At 64.7% G+C, this 17,964-nt stretch carries 15 protein-coding genes and 1 pseudogene; 9 read left to right on the forward strand and 7 right to left on the reverse strand.

The features are described from left to right. Window positions 1-72 precede the first annotated feature (72 nt). A complete protein-coding gene (locus ACH196_RS05830) occupies window positions 73-1,308 on the forward strand; it encodes an efflux RND transporter periplasmic adaptor subunit (protein WP_396645711.1) in 1,236 nt (411 codons plus the stop codon). After that, entirely contained in the window at window positions 1,305-4,577 is a 3,273-nt protein-coding gene (locus ACH196_RS05835; protein ID WP_396645713.1) for an efflux RND transporter permease subunit, read from the forward strand. The genes ACH196_RS05830 and ACH196_RS05835 overlap by 4 nt, the downstream gene beginning before the upstream one ends. Before the next feature lie 24 nt (window positions 4,578-4,601). On the opposite strand, the gene ACH196_RS05840 is transcribed toward ACH196_RS05835, so the two are convergent. Together ACH196_RS05840 and ACH196_RS05845 are read right to left on the reverse strand one after the other, a co-directional pair. Then, window positions 4,602-5,075 carry a DUF2269 family protein gene (locus ACH196_RS05840; protein ID WP_396645715.1) on the reverse strand — a complete coding sequence of 158 codons (474 nt, stop codon included), beginning with the start codon at window positions 5,073-5,075 and terminating at the stop codon, window positions 4,602-4,604. 3 nt (window positions 5,076-5,078) lie between these two features. Continuing rightward, window positions 5,079-6,356 carry an SDR family oxidoreductase gene (locus tag ACH196_RS05845; protein WP_396645756.1) on the reverse strand — a complete coding sequence of 426 codons (1,278 nt, stop codon included), beginning with the start codon at window positions 6,354-6,356 and terminating at the stop codon, window positions 5,079-5,081. 92 nt (window positions 6,357-6,448) lie between these two features. Between ACH196_RS05845 and nthA the strand changes: the two genes are divergently transcribed. The 3 genes from nthA to ACH196_RS05860 are packed head-to-tail and all read left to right on the forward strand — an operon-like array spanning window position 6,449 to window position 8,056. After that, window positions 6,449-7,057 (forward strand): nitrile hydratase subunit alpha, encoded by a 609-nt coding sequence (gene nthA / locus ACH196_RS05850; protein WP_396645717.1) that lies wholly within the window; start codon window positions 6,449-6,451, stop codon window positions 7,055-7,057. Further along, window positions 7,054-7,713 (forward strand): nitrile hydratase subunit beta, encoded by a 660-nt coding sequence (gene nthB / locus ACH196_RS05855; protein ID WP_396645719.1) that lies wholly within the window; start codon window positions 7,054-7,056, stop codon window positions 7,711-7,713. Before nthA ends, nthB begins: the two co-directional genes overlap by 4 nt. Next, complete coding sequence (locus tag ACH196_RS05860; RefSeq protein ID WP_396645720.1) at window positions 7,700-8,056, forward strand: nitrile hydratase accessory protein; 357 nt, start codon at window positions 7,700-7,702, stop codon at window positions 8,054-8,056. The genes nthB and ACH196_RS05860 overlap by 14 nt, the downstream gene beginning before the upstream one ends. Window positions 8,057-8,077: 21 nt before the next feature. Here the strand turns inward: ACH196_RS05860 and ACH196_RS05865 are convergent, their stop codons facing one another. Beyond that, on the reverse strand, window positions 8,078-8,710 hold the full coding sequence (locus ACH196_RS05865) for a TetR/AcrR family transcriptional regulator (protein WP_396645722.1): 633 nt from the start codon (window positions 8,708-8,710) through the stop codon (window positions 8,078-8,080). Window positions 8,711-8,782: 72 nt separating this feature from the next. On the opposite strand from ACH196_RS05865, the gene ACH196_RS05870 reads away from it, so the two are divergent. Then, window positions 8,783-10,063, forward strand: coding sequence for an MFS transporter (locus ACH196_RS05870; protein WP_396645724.1), 1,281 nt, complete (start codon window positions 8,783-8,785; stop codon window positions 10,061-10,063). Between the two features lie 14 nt (window positions 10,064-10,077). On the opposite strand, the gene ACH196_RS05875 is transcribed toward ACH196_RS05870, so the two are convergent. Continuing rightward, window positions 10,078-11,811 (reverse strand): adenylate/guanylate cyclase domain-containing protein, encoded by a 1,734-nt coding sequence (locus ACH196_RS05875; RefSeq protein ID WP_396645726.1) that lies wholly within the window; start codon window positions 11,809-11,811, stop codon window positions 10,078-10,080. A gap of 97 nt (window positions 11,812-11,908) precedes the next feature. Then, window positions 11,909-12,601, reverse strand: a complete 693-nt coding sequence (locus ACH196_RS05880; protein ID WP_396645728.1) for a gamma-glutamylcyclotransferase — start codon at window positions 12,599-12,601, stop codon at window positions 11,909-11,911. A 225-nt stretch (window positions 12,602-12,826) separates the two neighbouring features. Between ACH196_RS05880 and ACH196_RS05885 the strand changes: the two genes are divergently transcribed. Further along, entirely contained in the window at window positions 12,827-13,954 is a 1,128-nt protein-coding gene (locus tag ACH196_RS05885) for an ATP-dependent RecD-like DNA helicase (RefSeq protein WP_396645729.1), read from the forward strand. Window positions 13,955-13,957: 3 nt separating this feature from the next. Here the strand turns inward: ACH196_RS05885 and ACH196_RS05890 are convergent, their stop codons facing one another. Beyond that, on the reverse strand, window positions 13,958-14,353 hold the full coding sequence (locus ACH196_RS05890) for an STAS/SEC14 domain-containing protein (protein ID WP_396645731.1): 396 nt from the start codon (window positions 14,351-14,353) through the stop codon (window positions 13,958-13,960). 108 nt (window positions 14,354-14,461) lie between these two features. Here ACH196_RS05890 and ACH196_RS05895 point away from each other — a divergent pair, with 108 nt between their 5' ends. Then, complete coding sequence (locus ACH196_RS05895) at window positions 14,462-15,202, forward strand: pyridoxine 5'-phosphate synthase (RefSeq protein WP_396645733.1); 741 nt, start codon at window positions 14,462-14,464, stop codon at window positions 15,200-15,202. A gap of 108 nt (window positions 15,203-15,310) precedes the next feature. Then, the gene (locus tag ACH196_RS05900; RefSeq protein ID WP_396645741.1) at window positions 15,311-17,221 is read left to right on the forward strand and encodes a potassium transporter Kup; all 1,911 of its coding nucleotides are present in this window, start codon (window positions 15,311-15,313) and stop codon (window positions 17,219-17,221) included. Between the two features lie 118 nt (window positions 17,222-17,339). On the opposite strand, the pseudogene ACH196_RS05905 reads toward ACH196_RS05900, so the two are convergent. After that, a pseudogene (locus ACH196_RS05905) lies at window positions 17,340-17,964 on the reverse strand (hypothetical protein); the annotation flags it as partial.

Consider the following 17,964-nt stretch of genomic DNA (forward strand, 5'->3'; position numbering starts at 1 on the left):
CGACTATCTATCGGGGACATGACCCTGGCGCAGACGAATCCGCCGGGCCGCCAGTTGCGGGATCCCCGGACGATGCGTCGCAAAGCCTTGTTTTCGATCCTCCTGCTTGCCTGCGCCGTTGCGGCGCTGCTGGCCGCGTCGCCGTCGACATTGGGCAAGGTGCGGCAGATGATCGGTCTCGATCATGCCGCCCCGGCCCCTGGCAGCGGACGCCAGAGGCAGCAGGTTGCAACCGTCACTACCGCGACGGCGACGACGGCGGATTTCCCGATCCGCCGCTATGCGATCGGGTTTGTCGTTTCTCCGGCCGTGGTCGAGATCGGCGCTCGGGTTTCCAGCCAGGTCACTGCGATCGAGGTCAAGGACGGGCAGATGGTGGCGGCCGGCGACGTGCTGATCCGGCTCGACGACCGCGAGCTCAAGGCGGCAGTTGACCGCGACCAGGCGACGCTCGACAAGGACCAGGCGCTGCAGGTCAGCGCACAGGCCGACCTTGTGCGGGCGAGGGACCTTGCCAACGACAAGTCGGGCACCCAGCAGGCTTACGACCAGGCGCTCGCGGCCGAGAAATCGGCGGCGGCGACCGTGGCGGCCGACCAGGCGGCGCTCGACGCCGACAAGGTACAGCTCGAATTCGCGACCATCACCGCGCCGATCGCCGGCAGGCTGGGGCAGGTGAACACGACCGTCGGCGACCTCGTCGGCCCGAACACCGGCGGCACGGCCATACAGGCATTGGTGACGGTCACCCAGATGGACCCGCTGGAGGTGCAATTTACCCTGCCCGAAAGCGAACTCGGCCTGCTGCAGAAAGGGCTGGCGTCGGCGTCGCCGCCGACCGTCACGCTGCACAAGGACGGCGACCCGACGCCGATCGGCACGGGCATGGTGGATTTCGTCGATTCCAGCGTCGATACGGCATCGGGCACGATCTCGGTTAAAGCGACCGTCCCTAATCCGGGCCTGACGCTTTGGCCGGGGCAATATGCCGACATCATCGTAGAAGCCGGCGTGATGCCGGGGCTGGTGTCCATCCCCACCGTCGCCGTGCAGGCGGGCCAGCAGGGTCCGTTCGTCTTCGTGGTCAAGCCCGACGAGACGGTGACCATCCGGCAGGTGACGATCGCGGTGAACCAGGGCGACAACAGCGCCGTCAGCAAAGGGCTGCAGAGCGGCGAACGGGTGGTGGTCGAGGGCCAGATAAGGTTGACGGAGGGGATGAAGGTCCGGGAGGGCAGCGGTGACGGTGCGGCCGGGCAAGACAAGCCTGCCGCGGCTTCGGCGAATTCCGGCGGCACAAACCCATGATCTTCGAATTCTGTATCCGCCGGCCGGTCGCGACGCTGCTGATGTCGTTCGCGCTCGTGCTGGGCGGGCTGTTTGCCTACAAGTTCCTGCCGGTGGCGGCACTGCCCAGCGCCGAATTCCCGGTGGTCAACGTGTCGGCGCAACTGGCTGGCGCCTCGCCGGAGACGATGGCGACCTCGGTGGCGACGCCGCTGATAAAACAGTTCGAGACGATCGCCGGCATAGACTCGATTTCGACCACCAATTCGCTGGGCTCGACCTCCATCGCCATCCAGTTCGTGCTCAACCGCGACATCGACGCGGCGGCGGCCGACGTGCAGGCGGCAATCGCCCGCACGCTGAAGACGCTGCCGCCGCAGATGACCAGCCCGCCGAGTTATCGCAAGGTCAATCCCGCCGACCAGCCGATCCTGCTGCTGGCGCTCGTCAGCGACACGGTTCCCCTCACCGATCTCGACGCCTTCGCCCAGAACGTGATTTCGCCCTCGCTGTCCACCATCGACGGCGTCGCGCAGGTATCGATCTTCGGCAGCCAGAAATTCGCGGTGCGCATCCAGATCGACCCGACGGCGCTTGCCGCGCGCGGCATCGCCATCGACACGCTGCAGAACGCGGTGGCGCTGGCCAATAGCAATACGCCGCTCGGTACGCTTACCAACGAGCGCCAGCAACTGACGATCACCGCCGACACGCAGCTCGACAATGCGACCGCATTCTCCGACCTGATCATCGCCACCCGTGACGGCCATCCGGTGCGGCTCGGCGAGGTGACGCGGGTGATCGACTCGGTCGAGGTCGACACCACGGCGAGCTGGTACAACGGCACGCGCGCCATCCTGCTCGCCGTGCAGCGCCAGCCGGACGCAAACACCGTCGACGTGGTCGACCGGGTCAAGGCGATGCTGCCGTCCTTCGACGAGCAACTGCCGGCGGCGGCGAGCATAAAACTGCTCAACGACCGCTCGACCTCGATACGCCAGGCGGTGGCCGACGTGCAGTTCACGCTCGGGCTCACCATCGTGCTGGTCATCGCGGTGATCTTCCTGTTCCTGCGGCGGGTGACGGCAACGATCATCCCTGCCGTCGCCGTGCCGATCTCGCTCATTGCCACGCTGGGCGTCATGTATCTGTTCGGCTTCTCCATCGACAACATCTCGCTGATGGGCCTGACGCTGGCCGTCGGGCTGGTGATCGACGACGCCATCGTCATGCTGGAGAACATTGTCCGCCACATGGAGGAGGAGGGGCTGTCGGCCTTCGACGCGGCGATCAAGGGCGCGCGCGAGATCGGCTTCACCATCGTCTCGATCTCGATCTCGCTGGTGGCGGTGTTCATCCCGGTGCTGCTGATGGGTGGCGTGGTCGGGCGCATCTTCAACGAATTCGCCGTGGTGGTGACGGTGGCTATCCTCGCCTCGATGTTCGTGTCGCTGACGCTGACGCCGATGCTCTGCTCCAGGCTGCTCAGGGTGGGGAAGAAGACCGGGGAGGGGGCGGAACGCCCCGTTGTTTCACCTGGCGATGTACCCCCACCCCTAGCCCCTCCCCACAAGGGGAAGGGGGACGATGCCGCCACCGCCGCAGCCAAGATGGTCGGAGGTGCGTCGATGCCGGGTCCCCCTCCCCCTTGTGGGGAGGGGTTAGGGGTGGGGGTAAGATCACAGCCACATACGACTGAAGAACCTCAAAACTTCTTCCTGCGTGGCTATGACCGGCTGCTGCGTATCTGCCTGCGCTTCCGGCTGCTTGTCGTTCTCGTCTTCCTGGCGACAACGGCCTTGTCCGTGTGGCTGCTGATGGTCTCGCCGAAGGGGTTTTTCCCGCAGGAGGACATCGGCCAGCTTTCGGTCACCACCGAGGCACGGCAGGATGTTTCCTTCGACGCCATGGTCAAGCTGCAGGCCAAGGTGGCTGACGTCTTCGCGCACTCGCCCTATGTCGGCAATGTCGCCTGGTCGGTGGGCGGCGGCGGGGGAGGCGGCTCGACGCCGATGAACAACGGCCGCCTGTTCGTCGAGCTGAAGCCCAAGGATGAGCGCCCGAACCTCGAAAAAGTGCTTGCCGATCTGCGCCGCCAGCTTGCCGATATACCCGGCATCAACACCTACATGGTGCCGGTGCAGAACCTCAACATCGGCACGCGCGCTTCCAAGAGCCAGTATCAACTTGTGGTGCAAGGACTGGATACGGACGCCACGGATCTGTGGGCGCAAAAGCTTGCGGACGCGATGAGCGGCGACCATCGGACCTTCGTAGATGTTACGACCGATCTCACCAACAACGCCCTGCAGGCGACGCTGGTGATCGACCGCGACAAGGCGGCGAACCTCGGGATCGACGCCGATACGTTGCGCTCGACGCTTTATGGCGGCTTCGGCACCGAGCAGATATCGACCATCTACGGCTCGGCCGACAGCTACCAGGTCATCCTCGAGCTTGATCCGCAGATCGACTGGACGCCGGAGCGTATCCAGGGCATTCGTGTACGCACCGCCAGCGGCAGCCTGGTGCCGATCGGCGCCTTCGGCCATGTCGACCGCACCGCCGGGCCGCTGACGGTCAACCAGCTCGGCCAGCTTCCGGCGGTGACCATCTCCTACAACCTGCCGCAAGGCGTGGCGCTGGGCGCCAGCGTCCAGCGCATCAATGCGCTGAAAGAGCAGATCCAGATGCCTCCGACGATCTCCACCACCTTCGCCGGCACCGCCAAGACCTTTCAGGATTCGCTCGCCAACCAGGGTTTTCTGATCGGCGGGGCGATCCTGACGATCTACATCGTGCTCGGCATCCTCTATGAGAGTTTCATCCACCCGCTGACCATCCTCACCGGCCTGCCGTCGGCAGTGCTCGGCGCGTTGCTGGCGCTGATGCTGGCAGGGATGGACGTGTCGATCATCGCCATTATCGGCATCCTGATGCTGATCGGCATCGTCAAGAAGAACGGTATCATGATGATTGATGTGGCGCTGAACCTCAGGCGCGAAGGCATGACACCGGACGACGCCATCCACCGTGCCTGCCTGATGCGCTTCCGGCCGATCATGATGACGACGCTCGCCGCTCTCATGGGAACCTTGCCGATCGCGCTGGGGGCCGGCGCCAGCGCCGAACTGCGCCAGCCGCTCGGCGTGGCGGTGGTCGGCGGGCTGGTCGTCTCGCAGGCGCTGACACTGTTCATCACGCCAGTCATCTATATCTATATGGAGCAGTTTTCGGGCTGGCTGCTGGGGCTTGCGCGGCGCGGAACGAGCGCAGGCGAGGTTGCCTAGGATGCCTTCGGGAATTCGTGGTGCTCAGAACAGGGCGATCGACGGTTTCGTCAGCATCAGCCAGAAGATGCCGATGACCGCGAAGAAGGCCGGGAAGCCGAAGGCGAACCAGATCCTGTAGAGGCGGAAGTACTCATCGGCCAACGCGCCGCCGGCATGCGCGGCCTGTCGCGCCAGGTTGCGCAGCCTGATCTGGATAAAGACCACCGGCAGCCAGAACAGGCCGGTGACGACATAGAGCGCCAGCGACAGCACGATCCAGCCTTCCGACAGCGGCCAGCCGATTTCATGCGCGAGCCATGCCCCGGTGATCGGCTGAAGGACGACGGCGGTAGCGGTGAACACGGTGTCGGCGACGACCACGGTGCCGGCAACATGGGCGATGGTTTTCGGATTGCGTGTCCGGTGCGCCATGACCATGAAGAAGGCGATGCCGGCGCCGGTGCCGAACAACACGGCCGCGCCGAGAACATGGACGAGGCGGAGCAGGTCCTCCATCGCTCAGCGCTCGTCCAGGATCGCCAGCGCCACGAGCGTCAGAGCCAGCGACGGCAGCACCTTCACCAGCGGCCCGAGCGGATCAGCCCAGAGATCGGGCGTCAGCACGGTCGCCGAAAGCAGATAGGCGGCCGACAGCAGCAGCATCCCCTTCAACGCAGTGGCGGCGTAGCGGCGGAAGGCCACGCCGATACCGAGCGCGATGTCGGCGAGGCTGGTTGCCAGGGTGAGTGCATCAGCGGTGGCAGGGCAGGCGCCGGCTGTGACGAGATGCTGCGCGGAGGCGTCGAACCGGACGAGCGCGATCAGCCCCGAGAGCAGCCAGAACAGGCTCAACGCGGCGAGAATGGGCGCCTTCAGGAGATAGAGCCTCGCGAACCAGAGATCTTGCACCCCTGCCGGCGTCGACAGAATTTTTGAAAGCGGCTGGAAGGAACGGCCTGCTGCCGGAACATGGTCGGCGACGCCGGCGGCGGCGACTGTCATGGCGGTGCTGCGCAGTGGCGAGCGCCAGCCGAGATGGCCGAGCCCGTCCGCCATACGCGATACCAGGCGGGCGGCGAAAGACGGGACGGCGATCTGGCGCGCCGGCGGCAGGCCAAGCCAGCGGCGATGCAAGGCGACCGCCTGCGCCAGCGTCAGCGTTTCCGCCTCGGCGAGATCGAGGTCGCTGCCTGGCGCAATACGGCCGTCGATGGCGTCGGCAACGGCCTCGGCGACATCCTCGATGGCGACCAACTGCATCGGCGTGTCGGCATTCACCAACGGGGTGACAAAGGGAAAGGCAGCCAGCGCCCGCAGCAGCGCGGAACCGCCATAGGCGTTGCGGCCGATGACGATGGCGGGCCGCAGGATGACGAAGGGCAGGCCGCTTTCCCTGAGCGCCGCGTCGGCGTCCCGCTTGGTTTGCATGAAGCGCGTCGCCTTGCCCGCTCCCTCTGTGCGCGCGGATATCTGAACGATCAGGCGCGGCTTTGGCCGAGCGGCGGCGGTGTAGAGTGCGAGGAACGATGTCTGCAAGGTTCCGAGATTATCGCGGCCGCCGTCCTGCAAGGCGCCGGCGCAATTCACCACGCAGTCGATCCCGTCGAGATGTTTTTGCCAGTCCGCCGGCCGGGACAGGGTTGTCAGGTCGACCGATACCCATTCCGCACTGTCCATACGCAGGGAGGCCGCAGCGACGTCGCGGGCGAATGCGGTCGGCCCATGACCGCGACCAGCGAGCGCGGCGACAACGGCCGTTCCGATCAGTCCGCTTCCGCCCAGAATCAGCACCCGCATGGCGTGACGATAACGAGCGGCTGGCCGGTGGCGCAATTCTTCGTCGCCGGCGACGGCTTGTTTGCAAGCCGGGGCGGTTCTAGACTTCGCGCATGTCTCACGATCATCACCACGACAACGACCTAGACCCCATGGCCGCGCGGGTGCGGGCGCTGGAGACGATCCTTGTCCGCAAGGGGCTGGTCGATCCCCAGGCGATCGACGCCATCGTCGAGACATACGAGACGAAGGTCGGGCCGCGCAACGGTGCGCGCGTGGTGGCGAAGGCGTGGAGCGATCAGAATTATGCAGACTGGTTGAGGCGCGACGCGACGGCGGCTATCGCCTCGCTCGGCTACAGCGGCCGGCAGGGCGAACACATGCAGGCGGTGTTCAATACCGACGAGACGCACAACCTCGTCGTCTGCACGCTGTGCTCCTGCTATCCGTGGTCGGTGCTCGGCCTGCCGCCGGTCTGGTACAAGGCGCCGCCCTATCGCAGCCGCGCCGTCATCGACCCGCGCGGGGTGCTGGAGGAATTCGGTCTAACCCTGCCGAACGACAGGAAAATCCGCGTCTGGGATTCGACTGCGGAACTGCGTTATCTCGTCGTGCCGATGCGGCCGGCGGGCACCGACGGTTGGGACGAGGAACGGCTTGCCGAACTGGTCACGCGCGATTCGATGATCGGCACCGGGCTGGCGCTGGAGCCGTCGGCATGAACGGGCCGCAGGACCTCGGCGGGCAGATGGGGTTCGGCCCGGTCGCGCCGGAGAAGGACGAGCCGTATTTCCACGGCGAATGGGAGAAGCGGGCGCTGGGCGTCACCATCTCGGCCGGCGCGATGGGCGCCTGGACCATCGACGAAAGCCGGCACATGCGGGAATCGCTGCATCCGGCGGATTATTACGCGTCCAGCTATTACGAGATCTGGATCAAGGCGCTGGAGCGGTTGCTTGTCCGCCATCAATTCGTGACGGATGAGGAACTGGCGAAAGGCGAGGCGTTTTCGCCCGCTGCGACGCCCAAGCGTGTGTTGAAGGTAGAGAATGTCGCGGCAGTGCTGGCGAAGGGCGCGCCCTGCGACCGGCCGGTCGATGGTGCGCCGCGCTTCCAGGCGGGCGACAGGGTGCGGACGAAAAATTTCAATCCCACTGGACACACCCGCCTGCCGCGTTATGCGCGGGGCAAGCTCGGCGTGGTGGAGGCGGTTCGCGAGGGATATGTATTCCCCGATACGAACGCGCATGGCGATGGCGAGCAGCCGCAGCAAGTCTATACGGTCGTGTTCGACGCCGGAGAGATCTGGGGCGAGGGTGCCGACCCGACGCTGACCGTTTCGATCGATGCCTGGGAGAGCTATCTTGAACCGGCCTGAGGCTGTCGCTTCGGTGCCTGGCCTCGAAGATCCGGTCTTTGCCGAGCCGTGGCAGGTGGAAGCTTTTGCGATGGTGGTCGCCCTGCACGAGCACGGGCTGTTTTCCTGGAGCGAATGGGCAGAAGTGCTTTCCGCCGAAGTGCATCGTGCCGACGCCGCGCCGGACGGCCACGACTACTACGAGCACTGGCTGGCGGCCCTTGAAAAGTTGCTGGCGAGCAGAGGGTTAGCGCCAGCAGAGGAGGTCGATGCGCTGGCGGCGGCGTGGGAACGCGCCGCGCATGCGACGCCGCATGGAAGGCCGATTCTGCTGGAGAACGATCCGGAGCGGCAAGCGCGGTAGCCGCGATCCCGCCAGGCCCGGTCAGGTTCCGGCAGGTTTGACTGGCGGAAGACTCGCCTCGATCAACCGGTCGGCGTTTTGCGCGACCGTGGCGGCGGGGCCGCCCGGCCCGAACAATTGTCCGCTGATGTACGCACCTTCGATCAGCAGCAGCAGCCCGTCGCCGAGCGTGTCGGCATCGGCCGCGCCCATGCCCGCCGCCATCTCGCGCAGGCGGCGGCGCAGTTCTCGCTTGTTGGCTTCGCCGACGGCGCGGGCCGGGTGGTTCGGTTCCGGATATTCGACCGCCGCATTGGTCATGCCGCAGCCGCGATAGCCTTCCATGACGGCGCGCTCGCCGACGCGCGACAGGAACGCAAGAATCTGCTTGCGCGGGTCGCCCGGATGCGCGGCAACCGCGGCGTCGAAGCGCTTCCAGAATTCCTGGTCGTAGATTTTGAGATAGGACGCCGCGAGATCGTCCTTCGAGGCGAAACTGCGGTAGAGGCTGGGTTTGGTGACACCGGCCTGCCTGACGATCTCGTCGACGCCGATGGCGCGGATGCCCTCCAGGTAGAAGAGCCTTCGCGCCGTATCGAGGATGCGGTCGGCGGCGCGCGGCGACCGGCCGGGCGCATCATTTTCGACTGGACTATCGGTTTTTTCGTCGTTCATCGGTGTGGTCACTTGACAATGTTACTGAACGGTACGTATCTCTCGCACCAAAGATACGTACCGGTGAGTCACATGGCAATAGCAAATTCGCGTCCCTTCGGCCAGCGCTACGCATTCGTCGTGGTCGGCGTCATTTTCCTCTGCCTGCTCATTGCGGCCGGCCTGCGCTCGTCCATGTCGGTGATGATGCTGCCGCTGGAGGACGCCTTCGGCTGGCGGCGCGACGTGATCTCGCTGGCCGCCGCCGTCGGCATCTTCATCTACGGCCTTGCCGGCCCCTTCGCAGCCGCACTCATGGATCGCATCGGGCTGCGGCGGACGCTGCTTTGGGCTCTGCTCATCATGTCCGGCTCGACGGCGCTCAGCCTGCTGATGACCGAGCCCTGGCAATTGATCGCGACCTGGGGCGTGTTGTCAGGCGTCGGCTCCGGTGCGGTGGCGACGGTGCTCGGCGCGACCATCGTCAACCGCTGGTTCAAGACCAATCGCGGGCTGATGATGGGGCTGATGTCGGCGAGTGCCGCCACCGGCCTGCTGGTGTTCCTGCCGGTGCTGGCGGCGCTGTCGCAATGGGGCGGCTGGCAGCCGGTGGCGATCACGGTGGCCATCGCGACCGCGGCGCTGGTGCCGATCGTCTGGCTGCTGGTGCCGGAGCGGCCTTCGTCGATCGGTCTGACGCGCTATGGCGCCGACGGCCCGGAGCCGGAAGCGGCTGCCATTTCCGGCAATTTTCTGACGCATACGCTGTCGACGTTGCGCAAGGCGGCGGGAACGCGCGTGTTCTGGTATCTGTTCGCCACCTTCTTCATCTGCGGCTTCACCACCAACGGGCTGGTCGGCACGCATCTGATCGCCTTCTGCGGCGACATGGGCATTGCGGAAGTGCAGGCGGCCGGGCTGCTCGCCATGATGGGCGTGTTCGACCTGATCGGCACCACGCTCTCCGGCTGGCTCACCGACCGTTTTGACGCGCGCAAGCTGCTGGGCGTCTACTACGGCATTCGCGGGCTGGCGCTGATCTACCTTCCTCTGTCCGGCTTCTCGCCCTGGGCGCTGGCAGCCTTCGCAGTATTCTACGGGCTGGACTGGATCGCCACCGTGCCGCCGACGCTGAAACTCTCCAACGAGGCGTTCGGCGACCGCAGCGGGCCGATGGTGTTCGGCTGGATCGTCGCCGGCCACCAGGTCGGCGCCGCGGCGGCTGCCTTCTTCGGCGGCTACATGCGCGAACTGCAGGGCAACTACGACCTCGCCTTCCAGATCGCCGGCATGACCGCGATTGCCGCCGCAGCACTGTCGCTGCTGATCGTGCCGACGCGGCGCGAGGAATTCGGCGAGCCACAGGCGGCTTGAGCGGTAAGGGACGATCAGTCCGGCAGGCCTGCTTTGCGATAACCGTCAATGAGATGGTCACGCGTTGCATCATCTCGAAAGGGTTGTGAAGCAGCCCAATTGCTGATCGTGAAATGTGGATTGCTTGCCATGAACAGGGCGCCTTCCTGGTGGGCCTCGTCCGTTCGTCCCAGTTGTACAAGGCTTGCTGCAAGCAATCGCCTCGAAATCGTTCGGTATGTGGCCTCATTGCGTAACGTGACGACTGCCAACTCATACTGGCGGGCGGCGTACTGTGCGAACCCCAAATTCCAATAGTACCACCCGGGCGGGTGCGGGTTCAGGCGGAGTGCCTTTTGAACCTGTTCAATCGCGGCGGCCGGCTTGCCGCTCAACACGGTAAAGTCCGCCATGTCCGCCCAGGCATCGGCATAGTTCGGGTCGATCTCGAGCGCTGTCGCGAACTCCGCATCGCATTCGGGCCAGCGCCGTTCATATGCCAGCAAATGGCCAAGGATGGAGTGGCAGCCAGCGTCGTTCGGGTCGAGCTTCACGGCTTTTTCCGCCATGGCGACGGCCACAAGCCGGTTGGGCACTTCTGGCTCGGCCCAGTGCGTCCAAGCCTGCCAGAGGTGAAAGGCCAGGAGCCGATGCGCCTCCGCATAGTCCGGGTCGAGCGTGATCGCGCGCTGCAATAACAGACGCGCTTCGCGCGACGCCTGCGGCGAAACACCGACCAGCGCCCGGCCACGCACGCAAAGATCATAGGCTTCCATGCTGTTTGGCCGGTTACGCGGCGGCTGTGTCACCAGGCGGCCGATCAGAGCCTCGACGATCTTGGCGGTCACCTCGTCCTGCACAGCAAAAATATCCTGGAGATCGCGGTCAAAGCGGTCCGCCCAAAGATGATTTCCGCTGACGGCATCGACCAACTGGACATTGATGCGCACGCGACCGGCGGCACGGCGGGCGCTGCCTTCCAGCAAATAGCGGACGCCTAAATCACGGGCAATCAGCCGGATGTCGACCGACTTTCCCTTGTAGGCAAAGGTTGAATGGCGCGCGATCACGAACAGGCTAGCGTTCCGCGAAAGATCGGTGATGAGGTCTTCAGTCAACCCGTCTGTGAATACTTCCTGCTCGGCGTCGCCGCCCATGTTGGTGAAAGGCAGGATGGCGATAGACGGTTTTGACGGCAGCGGCAGTGGCCCGGTTTCGTCGTCTTTCCGGTCTGCAATTGCCGAATGCCGCACCCGGTAGACGCGCACGGGCTCGGCGATGTTCTTCAGCGACCTATGCCCGAGATCGTCGAATCCGGTCTGCAACTTCCGCTTGACCTGGTCGAAAACGCTGCCGGAGACGATAATGTCCTCCGGTTCGCCAATGCCTTCCAGCCGCGCCGCGACGTTGACGCCGTCGCCATAGAGATCACCGCCTTCGATAATCACGTCGCCGAGGTTTATGCCGATGCGCAGCACGATGCGACGATCGACTGACAGCGAAGCATTTGCCTCCTGCGTCCTCTGCTGCAGGTCGAGGGCGAATTTCACGGCGTCGACCGCGCTGCCGAACTCGACCAGCAGGCCGTCGCCCATGACCTTGACCAGCCGGCCGACATGCTCGGCGAGCAGCGGCGTCAGGATTTCGCGCCGCCGCGCCTTGAGCGCCGCCAGCGTTCCGGCCTCATCGACCTCCATCAGCCGGCTGTAGCCGACCACGTCCGTGGCCAGGATCGCAGCCAGCCGGCGATGAAGGCGTTCTTCTGCCATGAGGACTATATCCCCGAATATCCGCCGACGATAACAGCATTGGCGGCATCTTGGGGAGTCGGAGCTAGACCGTCTTTACGGGATGCGTGGCGATCGCTTAACCGGCGGCGCGGGGATCCAGCGCCATGCAGATGATTTCAGCCGCTACCAGTTCCTGCAATCGCCACAGATTGCGGTCTCGGATGCCGAATTCGCCGAGCTTTGCGACCGTGTTGTAGAGATAGGCCGCGTTGGAACCGATATGGCCGCAGGCCCGCGCGATGCGGCGAGCCGCTTCTTCGAGAGGCAGCCTGTCGAGGATAAAGCTGCCTTTCGGACCTGCCCAGAAGGCGAGCGCCTTGAACCGGCCTCCATCGCTTTCCGCGTGCAGCCAGCGGATGGACGCCATGTCCTCGGGATAGCTGGTCTCCCGCCAGATCATGTCGAACAGCAACTGCCGGCGGCTCTTGTCGGGCAGGCGGAACACCACTCCGTGACAAGTGCCGCCGCGCATGATTGCCATCATCAGACCCGGCCGATCGCTGGAGCCGCGCCAGCGCCGCATGTCCATGCAGAAGGAGCGGTGCCAGCCATAAGCGGTGGCGCGGCGCGCCTCGACCGGGTCGAACACCGGCTTCCAGATCAGCGATCCATAGGCGAAGATCCAAAGCGGGCCGTCGCCGCACTCGGTATCGAACCGGGCCGCGGCAGCCGCAATCTCGTCATTGGTAAGCTCGACGAAACCGGGTTCCGGCCCGGGATCGGCCACCATACGCTCGCACAGCGCGACGAGTTCAGGCGTAAGCGCCATTGCCTTGCTTGGAGCCAAACCGGAAATTCCCCTATCCAAGCCCAGACTAGCGGCTTTCTGGCGCGGCTCAAGACCATCCCGGGGCGACGGCCATCGGGGTCGGTGTTCGGAAAGTGCCGGCTTGCGATACTTGCGCCGTGCATCTGTTCTTTGTATGTTCCCATTCCGGGCTTGGCTTACCGATCTGGCCTTGCGAAGTATCTTCGAATCCTTTCTTTCAGGCCGATGGAATTTTCTCCGCAGCAGGATGAGGCGCTAAAGGCGGTGGCGCGGTGGCTGAAGGACGGCCGGCCGCAGATTTTCCGACTGTTCGGCTACGCCGGCACCGGCAAGACGACGCTTGCCCGCTATTTTGCCGAGCATGTCGACGGACAGGTGCAGTTCGCGGCCTTCACCGGCAAGGCGGCGCAGGTGCTGCGTTCGAAGGGGGCGACCAACGCCCGCACCATCCATTCGCTGATCTACCGGCCGCGTGGCGAGGAGGCGGTAGCCGACGAGGCGACGGGAAAAACCTCGATGTCGCCGACCTTTTCGCTCAACCGGCAAAGCCCGATCATGCGCGCCAAGCTGGTGGTCGTCGACGAATGCTCGATGGTCGACGAGCAACTCGGCCGCGACCTGATGAGCTTCGGCACGCCGATCCTCGTGCTGGGCGACCCAGGCCAGTTGCCGCCGATCTCGGGCGGTGGCTTCTTCACCGAGCATGAACCCGACTATCTGCTCACCGAGATCCACCGGCAGGCGCGCGACAACCCGATCATCCGGCTGGCGCTCGACGTGCGCGAGGGCCGGGAGTTCATGCGCGGCGACTATGGTACCGCGCAGGTCATCGGCCGCGAGGAGGTTACACAGGATCTTGTTCTGAAGGCCGACCAGGTGCTGGTCGGCACCAACCGCACGCGAAAACGCTACAACAAGCGGCTGCGCGAACTGAAGGGTTTTACCGCCGACTACCCGCAGGCTGGCGACAAGCTTGTCTGCCTTCGCAACGACCCCAACAAGGGGCTGCTCAACGGCTCGCTGTGGAAAGTGATGACTTCCGCACGCGAAACGGTGAAACCGGGCATCAACCTGCTGGTTTCGCCGGAGGAGGACGATCCGGATCGCGGCGTCGCCAAGATCAAGCTGCTGAAGTCGGTTTTCGAGGACCCCGATGCCGAGATTCCCTGGCAGCAGAAGAAACGATTCGACGATTTCGACTATGGCTATGCGCTGACCGTCCACAAGGCACAGGGCTCGCAATGGAACGACGTGGTGCTGTTCGACGAGAGTTTTGCGTTCAAGGATACGCGCGAGCGCTGGCTCTATACCGCGATCACACGCGCGGCCGAGCGGCTGACTGTGGTGCGCTGAAAATTACTGCAGGCGGCCTTCGATCCAGTCCCACGCGACGCCTTCGTCGTCGGATGGAAATTCCCTGAATTCGACCGGTTTGGTATCGAGGAAGATGCCGTGCGTTGCTACAAGGCCGGCGCGCTCGCCCACCACCGCGCAACGCCTGACATGTTCGGAAGCCAGCGTCTTTCCCTGCCGCATCGTGTCCGGCGAGACTTCTCGCCAATCGAAGCCCTCGTTGTCGACGACACGCAGGAGTACGTCGACGCGCGGGTCGATGGCGCAGGCAGCCTCCAGCAGGCCGAACAGGTTTTCAATGTCGGCGGATGAGACGTGCCCGACGATGTCGAAAGCGTGCAGATCGCGGCGCGCCGTATCGATGCGGCGGACGGCCGGAACGGATTCGAGCATGTTCATAGGGTCCCTCCGTGCTGGCGTTGGAATGTCTGGAACACAATAATCCGCTTTCTGTTCCCGCCAGCGAGCCTATACGGAGGAAAGATCGACCTTTGAGAGACGACGACCATGCCTGCCAGACTTTCCGTGAACCTCAACGCCATCGCCATGCTGCGCAACCGGCGCGATCTTCCATGGCCGAGCGTCACCGGTCTTGGGCGCATCGCGCTGGCTGCCGGCGCGCATGGGCTGACGGTGCATCCACGGCCTGACCAGCGGCATGTGCGCTTCACCGACCTGCCGGAAATTCGCGCGCTGATAGATGACGAATTCCCGAAGGCCGAGTTCAACATCGAGGGCTATCCGGCGGAGGAGTTCCTCGAACTTGTCGAACGGGCGGAACCTGAGCAGGTGACTTTAGTCCCGGACGATCCGTCGCAGGCGACCTCCGATCACGGGTGGAATTTTGCTGCCGATGCAGATTTTTTGCGGCCGATCGTGCATCGGCTGAAGCGCAAGGGGATGCGCGTGTCGCTGTTCGCCAATCCCGATCCGGCCGGCATAGACATCGCGCGCGACCTCGGCGCCGACCGCGTGGAACTCTATACGGGTCCCTACGGAAGCTGCCATTCCGATTCCGGAAACGCTGCCAAGCAACTGGAAAGGCTTGGGAAAGCCGCCGATGCGGCGTTCGCCGCCGGGCTCGACGTCAATGTCGGCCACGACCTGACGGTCGCCAACTTGCCGGCGCTGATGAAACGCATCCCGCGGGCCGCCGAAGCTTCGATCGGCCACGCCATCACCGCCGATGCGCTGGAGTTCGGAATGCGGGAAACCGTCAAACGTTTCCTTGCCGCCTGCGGTTGGTAGGATTGCCCTATCGGCAAGTGGTATTTGTGCGCTATCTCATTCGGGCAGTTGCTATTGCAGTGCAGCAGGCGTAGAGCACCGCCCGTTTTGCCGGAGACGCACACCTAGATGGCCATTGAAGGCTCAGCGGAGGACGTAAAGTCACCTCCGGTTGCCAGCGAGCACTCGCACGATACGCGGGTCCTCATGCTGGGCGCGCTCGGTGTCGTCTATGGCGACATCGGCACCAGCCCGATCTACGCCTTTCGCGAGGCGCTGGTTGCGTCGGCGAGCGACGGGCTGCCGGTGCGCGACAATGTGTTCGGCGTTCTGTCGCTGATCGTCTGGGCGCTGACGATCATTGTCACAGTCAAATACATCAGCTTCGTGCTCAGAGCCGACAACCGGGGGGAGGGTGGCACGCTGTCGCTGATGGCGCTGGCCCGCTCCAGCTTTGCCAACCGTTCGTATTTCATCCTGATCGTCGGTATCCTCGGCGCAGGTCTGTTCTATGGCGACGCGGTGATCACGCCGGCGATCTCGGTGCTGTCGGCGGTGGAGGGGATGAGCGTGGTCACGCCGACCTTCGATCCGTTCATCGTGCCACTGACGTTGTTCATTCTTGCCGTGCTGTTTTCGGTGCAGCGTTTTGGAACGGGGCGCGTGGCGACGGTGTTCGGCCCGATCACGGCGGTATGGTTCCTGGCGATCGGCCTGTCGGGGCTGATGCACATCATCCACGATCCCGAGATCCTGTGGGCGCTCAACCCCGTCGAGGGCATCCTGTTCCTGATCCGCTCGCCCGATGTCGCCTTCGTCACCATCGGCGCGATTTTCCTCGCCGTGACCGGCGCCGAGGCGCTCTATGCCGATCTCGGGCATTTCGGGCGGCGGCCGATCGTGCTCGCCTGGCTGGCGATCGTGTTCCCGTGCCTCCTGCTCAACTATTTCGGGCAGGGCGCCTTCGTGCTCGCGCAAGGGAACAAGATCGGGCATCCGTTCTTCGAGATGAACCAGGGCTGGACGCTGGTGCCGATGGTGGTGCTTGCCACGGCAGCCACGGTGATCGCCAGCCAGGCCGTCATCTCCGGCGCGTTCTCGCTGACGCGGCAGGCGGTGCAGCTCAACATTCTGCCGCGCTTTGAGATACAGCACACGTCGAAGACGCAATCCGGCCAGATCTATCTGCCGCGCGTCAATCTGCTGCTGGCGCTTGTGGTGATGATGCTGGTGGTCGGCTTCGGCGAATCGAGCGACCTCGCTTCCGCCTACGGCATCTCGGTCACCGGCAACATGCTGATGACTACCATCCTGCTCTACGTCGTCATGACACGCATCTGGAAATGGCCGGTGGTATGGGCAGCGGCGTTGACCACGATCTTCATCATCATCGATATCGGCTTCTTCGCTTCCAACATCGTCAAGGTCTTCGACGGCGGCTGGGCCTCGCTGGCGGTGGCGATCGCTGTCGTGCTGATCATGACGACCTGGGTGCGGGGCACGCGCCAGCTCTTCGAAAAAACCCGCAAGAACGAGATCCCGCTGGATTTCCTTTCCGCCAACATCGCCAAGAAGCCGCCGCATCTTGTGCCCGGCACCGCCGTGTTCCTGACCAGCGACCCGCAGAGCGCGCCGACGGCGATGATGCACAGCCTAAAGCACTACAAGGTGCTGCACCAGCAGAACGTCATCCTGACGGTGGTGACCGCGCCGCAGCCGGTGGTGCCGGAAGAAGAGCGCGTGACGATGGAGACCGTGAACGAACTGTTCACGCGGATTTCGCTGACCTTCGGCTATATGGAGCGGCCGAACATCCCCAAGGCGCTGGCGATCTGCCGCAAGCAGGGGTGGAAGTTCGACATCATGACGACCTCGTTCTTCCTGTCGCGGCGCGCGCTCAGGCCGTCGCCGAATTCCGGCATGCCGGGCTGGCAGGACAAGCTGTTCATCGGGCTTGCGCGCACGGCGGCCGACGCGACCGAATATTTCCAGATCCCGACGGGTCGGGTGGTGGAGATCGGCACGCAGGTGGCGATCTAGCCGGTCTGGGCGGCTTTTCCGCCTGACGCAACGGTTTTGGGGACAGCATCCATCGCCGCCGAGGGGGAAAATCCCCGCCGGCCGTCGATCCCCAGCCTTCAAATCCGGTTTGCCGCCGTCACGATGTGTCGGCGCGCAGCGTCTCCAGCGCGTCCAAGGCCAGCCCGTGTGCATCCGCCAGAATCTCGTCGACGTCGCGGATGTTGCTGCGGCGCCGGGTGTCCAGGTTGTAGGGCGACAGCCGGCCGCCCGGCGGCCGGCCAAGCCACAGCGGCCGTGTCCACTGGAACCGCACTGTGCCGCGCGCCGTCCTGCCGCGCACGACCACGGCGCTGCCAAGTTGCCTCATGTCCGCGACCGCCGCGTCGCAGCGCGCCTTCCAGCGGGCGAAGCGTCTTGCCTGTTTTGGCAGGTCGTCGAGGGCGGCGCCCAGTGCGGCGAGCCGCAACGAGAGACGCGCCGCATCGATCGGATCGTCGGGCGATGGCGGGAGCGGCAGCGGAGATGGCTCGCTGAAGCCGGGAACCCAGATGCGCGGGACGCCGCGCGCCGGCACATGGCGCCGTCGGACGCGGAACGGATATTTCGGCGGATCGAACAACGGCAGGCTCATGGTGCGGGGCCTGGCGGCGCGCCGTTCGGCGGCTTTGCACTCGGCTTCATAGCGGGCAAAGTCTTGCTTCGACAGGGTGACGGCGAGGCCGAGGCGGCGCATGGCGGCCACCGTGTCGGAAATCTTCGGC

Origin of the sequence: Mesorhizobium sp. IMUNJ 23232 (assembly GCF_044326205.1) — a bacterium.
Taxonomy (GTDB): domain Bacteria; phylum Pseudomonadota; class Alphaproteobacteria; order Rhizobiales; family Rhizobiaceae; genus Kumtagia.